A 17,646-nucleotide genomic window follows, 5' to 3' on the forward strand; every position below is an offset into this window, starting at 1 on the left:
CCCAGAAATTTCAAACCGGGGGCGGGAGACTGCGGCATCGGGGCTCGCTTTCAGGATGGACGCTAGGGAGACTCTGAGGCCAGGGCACTGGGAACCGCAAGGCCCAGGCTGGCTAACCACTGTTCTCCCCCCCCAGAAGCCCTCCGGCTCCTTGGCAGGGGATCTGCCGAGATCATAACCCGACCGCTGAGATCCGGGGAAAGCTTTTCTCCCGGGGAAAGACCTGCCAAAAGAAAGTTCGGCTGCTGCAATTCGGTGAGCTCGGTTCCCAGTTGGAGGACCGTGTTTCGAAGTGCGTCGCGCTGACTTTCCAGATGCGCCATTTCGCTACTGAGCCTCCAGGCGGCATTGTTCTGCCAGATGACAATGACCAGAACCAGCAGGAAGAGAACTGCAAGGAACCAGATTTCCTTGCGCTCGGAGAACTTCTCAAGCCCGCTCTCCTCTCCCCTGCGGGAGTCCGGGTTCCAGATCTGCACTCTTCGGGGGGCGCTGCTCATTGGGCGATCCTCCTGGCGACTCTCAGCCTTGCGCTTCTTGCGCGCGGATTGCTTCTGATTTCCTCTTCTCCCGCACCCCGAGGGCGCGGCGTCAAAATCTCATACTTCCTCTTATGATCACAGGCGCAGACCGGCAGGCTCGGGGGACAGAGGCAGTCCAGACTTCCCCGCTGGAAGCTCTGCTTCACCCGACGATCCTCCAGAGAGTGATAGCTGATCAGAACGGCCAGCCCCCCTTCTGCGAGAACCCGGGGCAGGCATTCCAGGGCTTCGTCAAGTGCCTCCAGTTCCCCGTTGACGCTGATGCGGAGAGCCTGAAAGACGCGAGCCACTTCCCCCGTTCTCTTCGGGCCCGCCGGGACCGCCGATTCAATGGCTCGGCGAAGCTGGGAACTGCGAAGCAGTGGCTCCTGCTCCCGGAACTCCACGATGGCCCGGCTAATGCGGCGGGCATGACGAACTTCCCCAAATTCTGAAAGCAGGGACTGAAGAGCTTCTGCATCCAGCTCCGCAAGAAGATCCGCTGCGCTTCGGGGCGTGTCTTCACTCATTCTCATATCCAGGGGAGCGTCCTGCTGGTAGGTAAACCCGCGGTCGGCTTCGTCGATTTGCAGGGAACTGAGACCGAGGTCGAGGAGAACTCCGCGAAAGCCTTCCGGCGCAAACTCTCTCTGCAGTGCTTCCATGTCCCTGAAGTTCCCCTTGTGAAACAGAACTCTTTGGGCAAAGGGGGAAAGAGTTTCCCGGGCAGCGTCCAGAGCCACGGAATCCTGGTCCAGTCCCAGAATTCTGGCATCCCCGAAGCTTTCCAGGAGGGCCCGACTGTGACCTCCCGCCCCGAGAGTGCCGTCCAGATAAAGTCCGGGGCCTCCCTGTCTGAGGAATTCCACAGTCTCCTCAAGAAGCACCGGTTTGTGCCTCATCTGCACCTTTCAAAAATAGAGAGTGGCCTAAAGACCCAGGCCACTCTCTTCTCTCTCACCCTCTTGCCAGTGAACCATGGCAGCGGAAGAGCTCCAGTCATCCGGACCCGCACAAGCCTCTGAAGGATAAATGGGAACCTGTCCCGCGAGATCTCCCGCTGCAAGAATGGAAAGCAGGTAAGAACTCGGACTCGCCAGAGCAAGCTCGGCCCCCTGCCTTCGAATCTGCCGATAAAACGACAGCAAGTCGGGAAGAATGGAATACTTGATGTGCCCCAGTTCACTGAGGTCGATCACAAAATCCCGATAGCCCTCGCTCATCTTGCCGAGGATCCGGGACTTCAGTTCCATCTCGACACTTGAATCCCACTCGCCTCCGGGGCGAAGCAGAACCTTCTCTCTCAATGTCTCGATGTGCAGCATCTCTCTCCCCTTTTCTCTCTCACCCTCCCTCCCCGTCTCACCTCTTTGGCCGGCGGGCGGCCCGCATGGAGCGGGCCTGCCGGCCAGTGGTGGGATCAGAGGAGGGTATCCATCTTCCGGACGACCTCTTCGGCGTCCTTCAGATGGCGATCGAAGTCTTCGGGCATCCAGACTTCGATATAGTCGAGGGCCCCCACCAGAAGGGCCTCTCCCTCAATTCCGTAATCGCCCAGGTAGTCCTTGGGAATACCGACACGCCCCTGCCGGTCCAGAACCACCGTGGCGGAATTCGCACTGTAGAAGCGGATCGTCTTCTTCTTGTCTGCGCCCGCAGGCAGGGCCGCCAGCTTTTCCTGGAAGGCCTTCCAACCGTCGGGGGCAAAAAGAATCAGGCACTGCTCGGTTCCCCGGCTGATCACAAAGGTCTCGCCGCCCTCCGTGCCGAGATAGCGCCGGAAACTGGCCGGCACATTGAAGCGCCCCTTGGCGTCCACTCGACAGCGATGAGTTCCGATGAAGGCCGACATCCGGTTCCTTTCCTTGAGTGAAAGAGAATGAATCTTCACCCACTTTCCCCCACTGCGCAGAGATTACTCCCCACCGTCTGCCAAGTCAAGCCCCTTCGGAGGTTTATTTGTTGTGCCTCTGAAATTGTATCTGCTGGAGATACTCTCCTGAAACCGGGGATCGACCCCTGCTTCCTGAAGGGCCTGGGGACCTGTAAGTGTTGATGGTAGCGTCACTTGGGGTCCGGGCAAAAGGGCGGCTGCCAGAGGGAACCCTGCATCGAGAGCTTCTCCCTACACAAAAGACGGCAGGAAGAAGGCCAGCTACAATTTCAGAGGCACAAGCAAGGAATAGAATCAGGAGCCGTAGAGGCTTTCGAGACGCTGAATCTCCGAAAGCAGATCCTCCAGGAAAGTCTCCGACCCGGGGTCGGGGGCCACTCCTCCGAGAAGAATCACCTCGTCGAGGGCAAGCAGGTATTCTCCGAGCGCCACCTGGCTTTGGGCAATCACAAGGCGCAGGTCATGCCAGTCGAGCTGCTCATCGTGTACGAAGTCATAGTCGGGCTGAAGAAGAAGCGCGGCCTCCGCCGCTTCAATAGCCGCCGGGAAGTCCACTGGCTCCAGGTCACGAAGAGCCAGAGCTTCTCCCACCAGCGGATCGGCCGTGTTCAGTCCGGCAGCTCTGGCTGCAGAATATGCTTCCACCGCTTCGGACAGATTTCCCAGAAGCAGTTGGCACCAGCCGAGCCCGTGATGAGCTTCGGCATAGTCCGCATCCATTCCGAGTGCCTCCTCAAACATGAGAAGAGCCTCGGCAAAAGAGCCCGCTTCAAAAAGAAGCCAGGCGCTCTGGGTGACCGGATCGGGATCAGGCAAATAAGTGGCAGTGAGCAGAAGCGTGTCATTCGCGGCAAGATTTCCCTGAGATGCAGAGGGAGTGATCCACCCCTCCAAATCCTCCCATTGGAGAGAGTAAGCACCCGTGGGCATGTCCTCGAGAGTCGCGACCCCGCTTCCACTTTGGCTTCCGCTATCGGGCTCGCTCAGGGTCCAGGCGGCAAGATCCGCGACTTCTTCGGGAAGGGCCTGTATCTGGATGCTGCCAAGGGAGGGAGGCGGAGGATCCGTGGGGCCGCCCCCGCCACAAGCGCCCAGGAGGGTGAGCAAGAAGAGAAGGACGATATTTCCAGCTTTCACGATTCTTCCCGCCCTATCGAATCAGGAGCATCTTCAGGCTCCGGGTTTTCTGCTCACTTCGAATCCTGAGGAAGTACAGGCCACTGCTCATTTCCCGGCCTCTCTCGTCCCGCCCGTCCCAGCGCAAGGTGTGCTGCCCCGGGCTGAGGGTTTCATCGAGAAGAACTCTCAGTCGTCGGCCTCTCAGATCGAAAAGATCAGCGCGAACTCGCTGATGGCTTCTCAGCTCGAAATCCACCCGGGTTGCAGGATTGAAAGGGTTCGGATAGTTCTGCGAGATCTTCAGAAACGAGGGGTCAAGAAGATGCGACTCGGCCTCGTCCTCCCGGAGAAGTTCGTAGATGCCTCCCCCGAGAATGCGGGCACCGGCCGTCTGCTTGCGGGGATCCACATAGGTTTCCAGCACTTCGCCACCGGGCCCCTGAATCACCAGATTCCCGGGATCCTCCAGCTCGCCAGACCAGGACAGCTCCAGCCAAGCTTCCGCGGAACCGGGAATCAGCAGCTTCCTTGCCAGCAGACCCTCACAGTCTTCTTGAACCATGAGGCACCAGCGATCCTGCGAGAGACTTCCCGGCTCGATGAGCAAGCTTGCCATTCCATCGCGAAGATGAACGCCTTCAGAGGCCAGGACAAAGGAAGAACTGAACTCCAGTTCTCCGCATGCGGCATTTCCAAAGAGATCCTCTGCACAGGTTTCCAGATGGAGAAGTCCCTCATCCGTCAGTTCATAATCTGCACGGTAGAGCCCCCCCTCTCCGCTTACCGCGTGTACTTCCAGAGTATCTACGCCGGCCAGGAGTTCCACACTCTCAACCTTGAGATCCTCATCGGCCGTTACATAGAGATCGAGGTACTGGTCCAGATAGGGATTCTGGAAGACCGCCAAACTGAGTTGAGGGGGAGTCTTGTCGAAGCTGTCCGCATCGCCCAAGCGTCCGGTTCTCCGATAGTTCCCCGACTGCGTGGGCCAGGGAAAATTCTCAAGGTCGAAGCGGCCCTCGAAATCCCAGGCAAAGACACCCCGGTTCCAGGAGGCCAGAATCAGGTCCACATCCCCGTCAGAATCGAGATCCCCGAGGGCCGGCGCGCCACGGACTTCCCCGCCCACCTTGATCGGGAAGCCGGGCTGGATGCTCCCGTCCACATTGAATCCAAAGACCGTCCCATCCTCGCTTCCAATGATAAACTCCAGGCTGCCATCGCCATCGATATCCCCGACCACGGGGCTGGACTGCATGCTGGTTTCCAGGATAATGGGCCAGCCGGGCTGCTCGTTTCCGGAGAGGTCGATGAGATGAAGATGGGTTTCCTCATTTTCCGAGACAATTCTCGGCAGGAAGATCTCCATTACCCCGTCTCCGTCCAGATCCACCGGAACCGGGGAAGGTCCCGTACTCCCGAAGTCATTGGGATAGGAAAGGGGGAAGCCCGCCATTTCGACGCCATCAAATCCGATGGCGTGAAGAGCATTGCTGGCTGAGAGGAAGAGGATCTCCGGCGCTCCATCGCCCATCAGGTCGGCCACGACCAGGGGACTTCTCGAAGAGAGACTGCCACTGACAGGAAATCCGCTGGCCTCACTGCCGTCTGACTGGAAGGCATGAAGCAAGTTGTCCCGGGAGGAGATGAGCAGTTCCTTCGCACCATCCCCATTCAGATCGGCAGCTGCAGGACTGCCGATACTCCAGGCTCCGATACCGCGGGCAAGGACTCCGATGCTCGAAGGATCCGCATCTCCATCGACCAATTCACTGCCATCGTGATGGAAGGCATAGACAATTCCATCGTTGTCGACTCCTGCGATCTCCAGATCCCCGTCCCCGTCCAGATCTTCAGCAAGCAGGTTGCCCCAGATCCAGTCCTCGGTTTCCCGGGGCCAGCCGGGCAGGACATTGCCTTCCCCATCAAAGGCATAGATGGCCTTCAGGCCCGGGGGACTGGAGCCTCGGGCAGCGACCACAATCTGAAGAGTCTCCGTGCCCAAAAGCGGTGCCAGAGTCACCGATCCTGCGACATCATTGGCCGCCTGAGTGAGAACTCCCGTCGTGCCCGTCGAATTGTCTCCATCGAGAACCTCATCCCCATTGGCGAACCAGGCGTAGAGATAGTCCGAGGCAACGACCAGTTCCGGAGCCTCATCACCGCTGATGTTTCCCAAAGCAACCGAGCTGCCGCAGGACTGCCCCAGAATATGGGGGAAGCCGGCAAGCTGTGCAGGGTTGGTGGAAGTCTGCAGAGTGTCGCTGGGCAGGCTTTCAAAGCCCGAAGAATCGAGAGCCGTGACAGTAAACTGAAGGAGGCTGTTCTCGGGCAGGTTTCGCACGGCCATCCCCCGATACTCCACGGGAAGAAGCGTGTAGCGGCTAAAGGCCGGATCTCCTTCGAGGGCCAGGTAGACATGATAGGAGGCAACATCTTCGGACTGGGAGGCGTCCCAACTAAGATCGATTCTCCCGGATTCCGTACTCACGGCAGAAACCGGTTGCCCGGGAGGATCCGGGGGCATGAAATCCAGCGTGTCCTGGAAGACTCGGCCCATCTCGTCCATGACCGTAAACAGGGCGGGGATTCCAGCCTCCGGGTCATCGAGTGAAAGAAGAAAACCAGGCCCGGCTTCCCCCTCTTCCAACAGAGACAGCGAGACGAGATTCAGGCTGCCCTCCTCCACCGACACTCCCGGTTCCAGAGCCTCCAGATGAAGAGACAGGGAAGTGGTCTCACCCTGTCCGACATTGACCAGACGGGGAATCGCCCGGAAGGATTCCCCGGGATCAAGAATTCCATCGCCGCTATCATCAAGAGTCCAGCCACTACAACGCAACTCCGGTGCCTGGAAGCTGAGGAACAGGGTATCCTGCCTCGTGGGCAGATCACTTGCGGAGAGGCTCAGCAGCAGAGCAAGACGACTCCCGTCTTCCAGACCGACAGCAGAGCGAATCTGAAGCGTGGTCGAGGAAACCGTGGCCCCCGAGGGCAACTCTCCCAGAAGCTCCTCGGACTGCAGGACCTGAAGGGAATCATGGCTGGAGGAAATGCCAATCGTTAGCCCGCTGGCATCGCTTCCTCCCGCATTCTCCAGAAGCAGGTTGAGGGACAGGACTTCCCCGGCATCCGCCAGGCCATCGCCATCATTGGCTGGGTCCAGAGCCAAATCATCACTGAAGGACCAGGTCGCAAGATTAAGCTCGGCATCTTCGGAGGGAAGAACCGTGAGGGTATCGCGAAGCAGTACTCCGTTGTGCCCCCAGGCGCAGAGCTCCAGGTTTCCCTCGGAGGGAAGAAAGACGGGGAGAGTAAGATCCCCCGCAGCATCGGTCGTGCCACTCACCCAAAGATCGTCTCCCTGTTGAAGGGTGATGCGAACCTTCGAGGAGGCAGAGCCAAGAGAGTCATCCACATGAAAGTCGAGAAGAGAGTCCCCCACCCAGATCTCTGCAGGTGCCGTCACATTGTACTCCAGAGGCTCCCCACACCAGGGATCCATGAGCGGGTCGCCCAGATAGGTGACGATCAGGTAGGTCCAGCGGAAGTAACTGTTGCCCTGGGCGGAGGCGGCCATCTCCCAGCGGATGGAGTCGAAAACCTTGCCGGCGTTGGAAACCTGCCCGCTGAAGAGCATATCGTAAAACCGTTTGTAGTATGGCTCCGTATAGGAAGGAAAACTCTCCCGGGTCGTTCCGAAAACCGACACCGCGCCTCCATCTGGATTGCGCAGGAAGTTCTCTCCGAGGCAGTCGTAGTCGAAGGCCGTGGAAGTACAGTTCATCAGGGTGATATGGAATCCGTTCGGATTCGTCAGATTCTGGGCATGGGAGAGGGTGATGTTCCCGTCGCCTACGGACATGTTGTTGCGGAAGCCATGCCCGTTCTGGTCCACGAGGGCGAAGTGACCCGTGCTCATGGAATCCACCGCAGCTTCCACGGTGAGTTCCACTGGCAGAGGATCAAGAGGGATGGACTGCCAGACGGAAACGCTGTCCTGGTAGTTCTCGAAGAGACAGGTGTAGTTCAGATCATCCTCGAGATAGTTCTCGATGATCTTCACGGGAAAGTCTGCTCCATCAGTCAGGATGGGGAGCCCCGAGTACCAGGTTTTCGGGAAGAGAACTTCCGCAAAGAACAGTATTTGGTCCTGGAAGTCCGCATCCGGGGGGCTTTCCCGATAAGCAAGGAGCTTGCTGACGTAACTCTCGGCATCGGAGAAGGAACTCACCGGGACGCGTCCCACGAGAAGTTCCGGCAGGAAGTCGGCATCATCGCCGGGATTGGATGCGGAACTGAAGCCCTCCCCCCAGTGCTCATCGCCATCGCCATTCCAGTTTCCATCCAGACAGGAATAGTAGAGGTCTGTCGGAACCTCCTTCTCTTCCCAGGCAATGCGAATCGTGGAGTAACGCACGGGGATCTCGGAAGTATCGCCACCAATGAGCAGGGAGTGAATTCCCCAGAACTGATAGGCATCCTGAAGGAAAATGCGGAGATTCTCGGCGGGATCTGCTCCCGGCGGATAGTTCTCTGCCACCCATTCGAGGCTTCTCACGACGGTTCTGCTTCCGCGCTCAAGGTGCCAGTCCGCGAGAATCTCAAAGGCCGGCAACATTTCCTCATTGGTGAGGATCAGGGCATCGACGGCAGAGCCATCCAGACCGGGACGATCCGAAGGCTGAAAAAACAGTTCTACTCCCCGATCAGCCCGAAGAACCGGTAGCGGGGGTTCGGGATCCGCCTCGCTCGTGAGATACAGTCGAAGCTCCGGATCAAGGCTCAGTTGACCCGACTCGATCTTCAGGGGGCGCCAGTAGAAATGAGCCTCCCGGATGCCCCGGCGACCGGGCTGGGAGAGCAGAACAAGGCTTCCCTCCGGGATCCCTTCAGCAGGCCCGGCGAAGTCGCCCTGATCGGATCGAAGTCCGGGCAGGGGCAAGTCTCCCATAATCAGGGAGGCGGCCGGAAGTTCATAGCGAAAGGAAGAAAGACGCTGTCCTTCCGGCAGGGGAATCCTGAGGATTCGGCCAGGAAGAGCGGGAGATCCGGGAGCCTCCAGACAAAGGGAGGAAGGAAACTCCAGCCCGCTCCCATCCCTGTCCTGCGAAATCAGGATTTCATGGGCGGCGAGGCTCTCCTCATGAAGCCATTCCCCCGCATAAACGGGGGAAAAGAGGGAAGTTAGCAGGAGTATGCCACTCAGGATGCTCTTCATTCGACCTGATCGTGCCTTTCAATCCGGTAAAATCTGTATCGGAACCCGCCATCTCTTGCAATTCCCAGACCCGGGACCTCTCTCTCCAGGATTATCACCAGTCTTCGCCCCCTCCTCTCAAGCCCGTCCAGGCCATCGCCTTCCGAAGTTCTCTCGATGAGGTAATCTGCATCGCGCAGGGGTAGGAAGTCCAGCTCCTCGATCATTTTTCCGAAACTGGTCTGATGCCAGATATCCGCGATATCCGGGTGAATCAGGCCCACGAGATCCACGACATAGCAGTCGGAGCGGTAGCCGATGAGCCCGATATCCGGGCAGGCCACCCGGCTTCCCGGATCATTCTCCGAGAGCCAGTCCGCGACCTCGCCCATTACGCTGCCGAACTCCCGGGGAAATTGCCGGGCATGGGGAAGCACCTTGGAGGAGTAAAGCCAGAGATTGGGCAGGAGGCTGAGCAGGAGAATCAGGGGGAGAAACTTCCGCAGGGGTGAAAGACGATTTCTGAGCCCCATCATGGCCGCCAGGGGAATCAGGGGCGTGACGGGAAGCAGGTATCGGCTGACCAGAGCCACCCCCGATTTCAGGAGGAAAAGGGGCAGAAGGGTGGCCCAGAGAATCGTGATCCAGAAAAACGGGCGGTAGCACTCTTTCGACCGGATTCGGGAGAACAGGCTCGAGCCCAGAGTGGCCAGCGCGAGAATCAGCAGAAGCCCCTGACTGGAGAGAGGAATGCGCAGAAGCTTGCCAGCGTAATTCAGGTACTCCCCGAAACCCTGAAGACCCTCCGCCTTTGCCGACCCCGTACTCGGGAGCATGCTTCCAATGGAAAACTGCGCAAAGAGAAGCCAGGGAATCGTAGGCAGAAGAAGACCGGCAATGAGAACGGGAAGGTGTTTCCGCCATTCGCGCTGAAGAAGCCCCGCAAGGCCGAGCAGGAATCCAAAGAGATAAAACTCGGGACGCACCAGGCAGGCCAGCCCCCCGAAAAGGCCGAGGCGAAAGAAATCCCCGCGGTTTTTCAGGGGAGCAGACAGGGCCAGAAGAATCAGAAGCAGGGCAAGCACTGCCAGAGAGCTTTCCATCCCCGAAGCACTCCAGCGCAGAAACCAGACCTCGGTGGCAAAGAGAAAACTGGCGGAGCGGCGAAGCGTCTCATCGGGAAGGAAGCGGCCGGACAGTTTGTGAAACAGGAGAATCGAAATCAGGGCTGCCAGAATGCCCAGCAGCTTTGCCGCAAGCAGTCCCCCCGCTTCCGTGGAAGCCCAGGGCGCCAGAAGCAGGACCCAGAGTGGGCTGGTCGAACCATAACTTGCTTCCCCGGGGTTGAAGGACCAACCATGACCCGCCACGAGGTTCTTCGCATAGACCATGTGGATATAGGTGTCATCCGTCCAGTATCCCCAGAGTGGAATCTGCGCTGCCAGAAAGAGAAGAATCAGAAAAGCAGGAAAGGCCCAGGAGCTTAGTTTCAAGGGGAGTCCGTCCTTTCCAGAGAGTCGAAAATCTCTGCCATCTGTTTCGCCTGCCCGGGACGCTCGAAAGGAGAAAGATCCACGGTCTCCCGCTTCCAGCCAGATCGGATCTTCTCCAGGGCCTCTTCCAGAAGATCCGCCACAGCCCCTGTCTCCGCCTCGCTCATCCAGCCCAGCCCCAGTTCCCGGACAAGCTCGGAAACTTCGCCGCCGGGTCCCACCGCAAAAACCGGTCGACCTGACCCCATGTACTCGTAGAGTTTTCCGGGAACCAGATCCCGGTATCGCAGCTCGCTCTGCTGAAGGAGAAGGAGCAAGTCTGCAGAAAGCTGAAGAGAGAGAGCTTCCCGGTGAGGCAAAGAGGGACGGAAACGAACTACTTCTGAAAGACCCAGACTTGCGATCAGATTCTCATTGTCACTTTCACTCGGACCGAGGAACTCCACCCGGAGCTGCTCACGAAGATCCGGCCTTCGTTGCAGCAAGAGGGAGAGACCTTCCAGAAAAGGTCGACTGGAACGATCCAGACTCAGTTTGCCAGTGTGCAAGAGGTGCAGGCGAGCATCCTCCCGCCCAGCGGGATGAAGCCCCTCGAAATCCGCAGGGTCATAACCATTGCGGATCAGATGCACGGGGCCCGCCTTGCGTCCTTCCAGAAACTTCTGCCAGCCCCGGGTTACCGTCACGACTTCCGCATCCCGGAGTACGCCGGCCTCGAGACGGGAATGAAGAAAACGGTGCAGGGGCGTGGGAGCATCCTTCAGGTGCAGGTTGTACCAGAGGTCCCGGAAGTCCGCCACCCAGGGAAGTTGAAATTCCCGGGCCAGAGAGTGGCCCAGAAGGTGGGCAGAATCCGGAGGGCCGGAACTGAAAATCAGGTCGAAGTCCCCGGTGGAAAGAAGCCGATGTGCTTCCTTGCGGGCGGGCGCTATCCAGCCCCGGTAGGAGTCCGGGAAGAGAAAGAAATCCGAGAGTTTTCGAAGGAAACGAAAAAGAGAACTGGAGCGGGAGGAGGAAGAAGAGGATTTACGCCCTCCCCGCATCTTCCGCAGAAGAGACAGGCCGGTCATCCCCCCCACCCGGGACACCTGCTGATCTTCTGGCAACTGCTCAAGAAGCGATTCATCCCGAACCCAGTAATCCTCCGGATCCCCGCTGAGGACCACGGCTTCCCAGCCATGCTCTCGAAGGTAGCTACTGAACTTCAGACAGCGGAATACGCCGCCGTCGCCCATGGGCGGATAATAATAACTGATCATCAGGAGACGCTTCATGCCGACTCCTTCAGTTCAAGGAAGGCTTTGCGAACCCTGTCCATATTGTCTTCCCAGATTGCCGTCTCGCCAATGAGCTTCCGGTTTTGCTCCAACAGGGGGAGTCTCACATCCTCCGGAAGGGCGGCGGCCTCTGAAAGACGCCGCGACAAGGTCCGTGAATCCGCACAGGGGAAGAAGAGGGCGCGTGTGCCATCACCGAGCCACTCCCGGTTTGCGGGAATGTCGGAGACTACCGGGTAGGCTCCCTGGCTCATCGCCTCCAACAGTGAAACGCTGCTGCTGTCGGACAAACTCGCCGAAAGATAGATGCGCGCCTTTCGCAATTCCGAGATCAACTCCTCCCTTCGCAGCTTCCCCAGAAAGCTCACGCTGCCAGCGATTCCGAGCTTCCCGGCAAGGGCCTCCATCTCCGCCCGCATGCTACCCTCTCCGGCCAGACGAAAGCGCCAGTCGGGGTGATCATCGAGGAAGGCGGGAATGGCGGCAATCAGGGTCTTCGGATCATAGACCGGCTCAAAGTTCCGGTACTGCAAAACGATCTTCTCACGAGCCTCTCCGGGATTTGCAGACTCATGAAAATGGCGGTCCACGCCCATGGGCACGGTGAGGATCGGACTTGCACTGCCGATCATGTCCCGAATCACCTCGCTCATCATTTCTGCATCGCTCGTCAGAAGGTCTGCTTTTCGCAGGACGAATTGAGCGCGCCAGCGATGCAGGACACTTCGACGGGGATTGCTCAAAACATCACTGCCCCAGGTCGAAACCACCAGAGGCCTGCGGCCCAGAAGAGCGGCAATCCAGCCATAGTTCGGAACAAAGTGGGCATTGACCAGATCGGGGCTGAAGTCAGAGAGGATCTTTCCCGCACGGGGAAGGGAGAGAGTGTAGGACAGGAAGTCCAGCTTTCCCCTTCTCCCGATTCTTTCCACGCGAACCGGAAGACTCGGAGTCGGCTCCAGGGTCAGCAAGAGCACCTCATCGCCGGCCGCGTGAAAATACTCGACCCATCGCCGGGTGTGAACATTGCCGCCCTCACTGAGCATTGCGATTTTCATGCCTTCCCCTCCCCGACTCCCAGCAGGGTTTCCAGTCTTTCGCGGAAAGGGGCCGGGCGGACTCTCCCGAGCAACCAGGCTTTCTCTTCTCTGCTAAAGAGCGTGCTGCCCCGAAGCAGTAAGAGAGAATGCAGAAGAAGAACAAGGCTTCCCAGGAGCATCCCCGCAAGCGAAGGGGAAAGCCCCCTTGCACCCGGAATCAGAAAGGCCACCAGCAGAGCCGTAATGGATGGGAAAAGCGAGCGAATGAGTCGTGAAGCAAGGGGACCTTTCCCCAGAAGTCCAAGTCTTCTCCCCATCCAGAGCATCCAGAGTGCCTGAAGAAGAAGTGCGCCCACCTGCGCAACTCCCAGTCCGACAAGTCCCATGCCCCTGACCAGAAAGGGGAAACTTCCAAAGTAGGCAAGAGCCCAGATCAGGTTGCCCGTCAGCACCTTTCCCAGACCCCGGGTTCCGCGAAACGCAGCTTCCAGGGGAGAGGACAAACTGGAAAGAGGCAGGGTAAGAAGGAGGATCGCAAGAAGCGGAAGTCCCTTCAGGTAGTCTTCCGAAGAAACCAGCAGGATCAGGGGATGAGCCAGCAGGAAGAGGAGCGTTGCCATCCAGAGAGAGAGGCTTACCTGCCCGCGGAGAAAGATCCCCAAGCGAGCGGGAAGATCACTGTCCCGCCTTTCCTCATGCAGCCGACTGACCTCGGTCTGCAGACTGGTGATGGAACTCTGCAGAAGCCGGCGGCTTACTCCCATGATTCTTGCGGGGATATTGAAGAAAGCAATCAGTTCCATCGATGCGAAGAAACTCAGGAAGTAGCGGTCGAGATCCATGGCCGCAAGAACCATCCATCTCAGCAGAAGACCCAACTTCCAGTAGGAGAAGATCTCTCCCTTGCGAATCCGGAGGTTCCCCTCTCCTCCCCGGGGGATGAGAAAGGGGAAGGCCGCGAGCATGAGGAATCCCGGAACAGCGAAGTAGATGGCATAGAGCTTCAATGCATAGGCCGGCTCAAGATTCCCCCGCACGAGAATGAAATGAAGTGCCAGAAGTCCCTGCATGAGAACCTGGGAAACAGCAACCCAGGACATCCTGCGGATTCCCTGAAAGAGATTCAGGGACATCTCATTGACGCTCATCGCAAGTGCCAAAAACAGGGTGAGGTTGAAGAAGGCCAGCCCTTCTTCCCCCATACTGAAATTCGAAAGAAGAAACTCGCGTCCCCAAAGGGAAAGCAAGAGTGCCGCCTGAACAGAGAGACCGAGAAAGAGCATGAGCATCAGAAAGAAGCGAAGGGTGTCCTTGCGGCTTCCGCGACTTTCAAACTGGGGGAGGAAGCGGGTGGCCAGTTGGGGAAGACCCATCACGGCAAGAGCGGTGATCACTCCGGCCAGCGCACGCAGGGCGAGCAGGGTTCCATAGCCCTCCAGACTCAGCGTCACCGTGAAGACCTTCATCTGCACAATCACAAAGAGGCTGGAGAGTACCGTTCCGAGACCCAGCCAGGTCGTGTTTCTTCCGATGCGGCTCTCGCCCCTCATGCCTTCCTCCTGGAACGAAGTCTTCGAAACCAGGGGGCTTCTCTTTCAAGGAGTGTGCAGGGGATCTCTTCGGCCCCGAAATCCATCTTGTAGCGGGCAAGGCTCGGAAGGTTCGGGCTTGCACCAAGATTGAAATAGTCCAGATTCCTCCGACAGGCATCTTCCAGCACAGCCGCATAAAGAAGGGCGCTTGGACGCAGATTGCGGGCCTCTTCCAGGCTGCTCCCCTGCCAGTAGATTTCCTCCTGCCCCCACTGGAAGTTCAGCATACCCGAGACGATTCTGCCTTCATGCCTCGCCAGCCAGAGTCTCACATGACTCTCATCCTTCAGCAGATGTTTCAGGAGTGAAAGAGGAACCGGGTTCTTCAGCTTCCAGCGTTTTGCATTGGCAAGATAGAGCGCATAGTACTCTTCCAGGTCCCGGTCCTCACGGCTCTCTCCTGTCACCAGCCCCGCCTCCCGAGCCTGTCGAACCTGCCGGCGTTTCCCCGCAGCAAAACGCTTTGTGAAGATCTCATCCCAGCCTTCCCGAAGATCCACCCGATAGGTGGACAGGGACTCGCTGGCCAATTCCGCCTTATCGCCGGGCTTCAGAAATACGCGAGCCAGAACCCTTCTTCCGGAGACCCGGCCAAGAGCCGCTTCCAGAAGATGCTCCCCCAGTTCCGACTTTTCGCCGGGAGCAAGAAGAGGCCCGCCATAGGTTCCGAAGGGGAGGCTCTCCTGAATCCTCAGTCCCCAGCGACTTCTCTCCGCAAAGGGAAGAAGGGCCCGGAGGCGACCCTCCCTGCGAAGGCTGAGGGCAGAGATCTTCATGCCGTAGATCTCGCTCAGTCCACTCAACCAGGTGGAGTGGTGAAAGAAGGATGCACCGGTGGCCTCTTCGAGAAAGGCATCCACTTCCTTCCAGTCCAGTGATTCCTCCAGCCTGAAGTTCATCTCAGCTCCTGTAGTAGTTCAGGAGTTTCTGCACAGCCTCGATCACCTCGTCGATTTCCCTTTCCTCCATCCCCGCAAAGAGAGGCAGGGTAAAGCAGGTTTCGTAGAATGCTTCTGAAGACGGCAGGGCAAGCCCTGCAAAGCTGTCCTTATGAGCAGGGTGATGGTGGATGGGAATAAAGTGCAGGCTGGGACTGATCCCTTCAGCAATAAGAGCCTTGAGAAAATCATCGCGCTCGATGCGAAGGCTTCCGGGCACAAGGCGCGGCACGAAGAGATGCCATGAATGCAAGGCATCGGCTCCGGTCTGGGGAAGAATGAGGGCCGGCTCCCTGGCGAAAGCCTCTAGATAGCGTCCCGCGATCCGGCTTCGCTCAAGCAGGAGTTCATCGGCTCGTTCCAGTTGAACCACACCCAGGGCCGCTTGGGGATCACTCATGTTGAACTTGTAGCCAACTCTGCTGATCTCATAGAACCAGCTCCCGCGATCTCCGTAGCGCTTCCAGGCATCACGGTCCATGCCATGAAAGCCCATGAGCGAGGCTTCCTTTTCCCGCTCCTCACTGTTGCAGGCAAGGAAACCGCCTTCTCCCGTGTTCAGATTTTTGGTCGCATAGAAGGAGAAAGCCGCAAAGTCGCCGTGGTGCCCCAGATGTCTGCCTTCAAGCCGTGCACCGAAACCATGGGCCAGATCCTCTATCAGAAAGAGACCATGGCGATCAGCGATTTCTTTCAGTTCCCGAATCCGGCAAGCCTGTCCCCCGTAATGCACGGCAAGGATGGCCCGGGTCTTCGGGCCAATCGCAGCTTCCACGCTATCGGGATCGAGACCATAGGTTTCCATCTCGATGTCAGCCAGAACAGGCTTTGCTCCTGCGTGGAAAATCACATTGATCGAAGAGGTGAAGGTGTTCGGGCTGCTAATGACCTCGTCGCCTTCCCCAAGTCCCAAGAGTTTCAGGGCAAGAAACATTGAGGAAGTACAACTGTTGAGCGGAATCCCCCAGGGGAGTTCCGTGAAATCGAGTAAGGCCTTCCGGAATTCCTCTGTGCGGGGACCGAGAGTCAGCCAGCCACTGCGGATGGTATCCACGAGCGACTCGATCTCCCTTTCTCCGAGATTGCTCCGAAAAAACGGGAGCCGCTCCTCCCGGACCGGGGAACCGCCCTCAATGGCAGGTTTGGGATCACTCACTGTCTCTCCCCCATTCTGAAGTGAAGTCCAGCATTCTGCGAGCCAGTTCCCGGCCTTCTCCCCTTCGGGCCAGATCTTCCATCTCCCGAAGAACCCCCTCGATTTCCTGCTCGGGATCGAAGGGCGGGCGGAGAATCATCAGCCTCTCTCCCAGTTCGCTGGCCTCTGCCTCCGAGTCGCTCATGAGTTGCTCGTGGAGTTTCTCCCCGGGACGCATCCCCGTGATCTCGATAGGAATATCACGGCCCGGCTCCAGTCCGTGAAGCATGATCAGGTCTCTTGCCAGTTCCAGAATGTTCAGGCTCTCGCCCATATTCAGAATAAAAATCTCTCCACCATCCCCGAGCGCACTGGCCTGAATCACCAGCATGCTGGCTTCGCGGATGGTCATGAAGTAACGCGTGGTCTCCGCGTCCGTCACGGTCACCGGGCCACCACGCTCAATCTGTCCCTGAAACAGCGGAACCACGCTTCCCCGGCTCCCCAGCACATTACCGAAACGAACCGAAAGAAAGCGGCTTGCTGCGGAAGTGGAGTTCGCCCGAAAGACCAGCAATTCCGCCATGCGCTTGCTGGCTCCCATGACTCCCTTCGGATCCACGGCCTTGTCGGTGGACAACATGACAAATCGATCCACCCGGGAATCGGTCGCCGCCTCGATGAGGTTCCGGGTTCCGAGAACATTGTTGAGAAAGGCCTCTTCCGGGAAACGCTCCATGAATGGAACATGCTTGTGTGCGGCCGCATGATAGACCACATGAGGCTGGTACTCCCGGAAATGGCGCAGAAGGGAATCCGGATCCCGAAGGTCTGCGATCAGGGACAAGAGATCCAGTTTCGGCCAGGCGGTCCGCAACTCCTGTTCCACTTCAAAGATCGAGTTCTCGCCCCGGCCCAGCAGAATCAGTCGAGCCGGTCCGAGTGCCGCAATCTGGCGACTGATCTCCGAGCCGATCGATCCCCCGGCGCCGCTCACCAGCACCGTTCTCCCCTCCACCAGTGCGCGGACCGGTTCCTCCTGGAGATCCACGGTCTCGCGCCCCAGCAGGTCCACCGGATTCACGGGACGAAGCTGCCCGAAGCGGGCATCGCCGGTGATGATCTGGCGAAGACCGGGCAAAATCGTAAAGGGCTTGCCGCTTTGTCGGCAGAGGCGGAGAACACGCCTGATTTCCGGGCCCCCGGCACTGGGCATGGCGATGATCAGTTCGTCAACCCCGAGTTCCCGCACCTTGTCCTCGAGATCGTCACAGCTTCCGTGTACCGGAAAGCCGCCGGCCTCTTCCCCCTGAAGGTCTTCGCGGTCGTCGAGAAAACCCAGAAGCTCGATGCCCATGCCATCAGAGGAGAAAATTTCCTCCGCCACCATGCGCCCGGCCACTCCGGCCCCCAGAATGAGAATTCGTTTCAAAGCCC

General features: G+C 58.5%; 13 protein-coding genes. All 13 read right to left on the minus strand.

Annotated elements, in window-relative coordinates:
• Positions 1-62 precede the first annotated feature (62 nt).
• The 13 genes from QGH30_04635 to QGH30_04695 all read right to left on the minus strand — a co-directional run bounded on the left by QGH30_04635 (position 63) and on the right by QGH30_04695 (position 17,641).
• Positions 63-500: a hypothetical protein gene (locus QGH30_04635; protein MDP7021623.1), complete on the minus strand. Its 438-nt coding sequence runs from the start codon at positions 498-500 to the stop codon at positions 63-65.
• Complete coding sequence (rsmH, locus tag QGH30_04640; GenBank protein ID MDP7021624.1) at positions 497-1,423, minus strand: 16S rRNA (cytosine(1402)-N(4))-methyltransferase RsmH; 927 nt, start codon at positions 1,421-1,423, stop codon at positions 497-499. Before rsmH ends, QGH30_04635 begins: the two co-directional genes overlap by 4 nt.
• Positions 1,424-1,450: 27 nt before the next feature.
• Entirely contained in the window at positions 1,451-1,846 is a 396-nt protein-coding gene (locus tag QGH30_04645; protein MDP7021625.1) for an STAS domain-containing protein, read from the minus strand.
• 95 nt (positions 1,847-1,941) lie between these two features.
• Complete coding sequence (locus tag QGH30_04650) at positions 1,942-2,412, minus strand: cell division/cell wall cluster transcriptional repressor MraZ (protein MDP7021626.1); 471 nt, start codon at positions 2,410-2,412, stop codon at positions 1,942-1,944.
• Positions 2,413-2,709: 297 nt separating this feature from the next.
• A complete protein-coding gene (locus QGH30_04655) occupies positions 2,710-3,552 on the minus strand; it encodes a tetratricopeptide repeat protein (protein MDP7021627.1) in 843 nt (280 codons plus the stop codon).
• Between the two features lie 13 nt (positions 3,553-3,565).
• Positions 3,566-8,755 carry a C25 family cysteine peptidase gene (locus tag QGH30_04660; GenBank protein MDP7021628.1) on the minus strand — a complete coding sequence of 1,730 codons (5,190 nt, stop codon included), beginning with the start codon at positions 8,753-8,755 and terminating at the stop codon, positions 3,566-3,568.
• Positions 8,752-10,227 (minus strand): hypothetical protein, encoded by a 1,476-nt coding sequence (locus tag QGH30_04665; GenBank protein MDP7021629.1) that lies wholly within the window; start codon positions 10,225-10,227, stop codon positions 8,752-8,754. Before QGH30_04665 ends, QGH30_04660 begins: the two co-directional genes overlap by 4 nt.
• Positions 10,224-11,501, minus strand: a complete 1,278-nt coding sequence (locus QGH30_04670) for a hypothetical protein (protein MDP7021630.1) — start codon at positions 11,499-11,501, stop codon at positions 10,224-10,226. Before QGH30_04670 ends, QGH30_04665 begins: the two co-directional genes overlap by 4 nt.
• The gene (locus QGH30_04675; GenBank protein ID MDP7021631.1) at positions 11,498-12,562 is read right to left on the minus strand and encodes a glycosyltransferase family 4 protein; all 1,065 of its coding nucleotides are present in this window, start codon (positions 12,560-12,562) and stop codon (positions 11,498-11,500) included. The genes QGH30_04670 and QGH30_04675 overlap by 4 nt, the downstream gene beginning before the upstream one ends.
• Positions 12,559-14,094, minus strand: a complete 1,536-nt coding sequence (locus QGH30_04680; GenBank protein ID MDP7021632.1) for a lipopolysaccharide biosynthesis protein — start codon at positions 14,092-14,094, stop codon at positions 12,559-12,561. Before QGH30_04680 ends, QGH30_04675 begins: the two co-directional genes overlap by 4 nt.
• Positions 14,091-15,035 carry a GNAT family N-acetyltransferase gene (locus tag QGH30_04685; GenBank protein ID MDP7021633.1) on the minus strand — a complete coding sequence of 315 codons (945 nt, stop codon included), beginning with the start codon at positions 15,033-15,035 and terminating at the stop codon, positions 14,091-14,093. Before QGH30_04685 ends, QGH30_04680 begins: the two co-directional genes overlap by 4 nt.
• A 1-nt stretch (position 15,036) precedes the next feature.
• Positions 15,037-16,230, minus strand: coding sequence for a DegT/DnrJ/EryC1/StrS family aminotransferase (locus QGH30_04690; GenBank protein ID MDP7021634.1), 1,194 nt, complete (start codon positions 16,228-16,230; stop codon positions 15,037-15,039).
• Positions 16,223-17,641 (minus strand): nucleoside-diphosphate sugar epimerase/dehydratase, encoded by a 1,419-nt coding sequence (locus QGH30_04695; GenBank protein MDP7021635.1) that lies wholly within the window; start codon positions 17,639-17,641, stop codon positions 16,223-16,225. The genes QGH30_04690 and QGH30_04695 overlap by 8 nt, the downstream gene beginning before the upstream one ends.
• Positions 17,642-17,646 lie beyond the last annotated feature (5 nt).

This window comes from Candidatus Krumholzibacteriia bacterium (genome assembly GCA_030748535.1).
GTDB lineage: Bacteria > Krumholzibacteriota > Krumholzibacteriia > JACNKJ01 > JACNKJ01 > JASMLU01.

Bases quoted from the DNA above. Each gene is read 5' to 3' on its own strand.
- QGH30_04635 (MDP7021623.1), bottom strand. From the start codon at position 500: ATGAGCAGCGCCCCCCGAAGAGTGCAGATCTGGAACCCGGACTCCCGC.
- rsmH (MDP7021624.1), bottom strand. From the start codon at position 1,423: ATGAGGCACAAACCGGTGCTTCTTGAGGAGACTGTGGAATTCCTCAGA.
- QGH30_04645 (MDP7021625.1), bottom strand. From the start codon at position 1,846: ATGCTGCACATCGAGACATTGAGAGAGAAGGTTCTGCTTCGCCCCGGA.
- QGH30_04660 (MDP7021628.1), bottom strand. From the start codon at position 8,755: ATGAAGAGCATCCTGAGTGGCATACTCCTGCTAACTTCCCTCTTTTCC.
- QGH30_04670 (MDP7021630.1), bottom strand. From the start codon at position 11,501: ATGAAGCGTCTCCTGATGATCAGTTATTATTATCCGCCCATGGGCGAC.
- QGH30_04675 (MDP7021631.1), bottom strand. From the start codon at position 12,562: ATGAAAATCGCAATGCTCAGTGAGGGCGGCAATGTTCACACCCGGCGA.
- QGH30_04680 (MDP7021632.1), bottom strand. From the start codon at position 14,094: ATGAGGGGCGAGAGCCGCATCGGAAGAAACACGACCTGGCTGGGTCTC.
- QGH30_04685 (MDP7021633.1), bottom strand. From the start codon at position 15,035: ATGAACTTCAGGCTGGAGGAATCACTGGACTGGAAGGAAGTGGATGCC.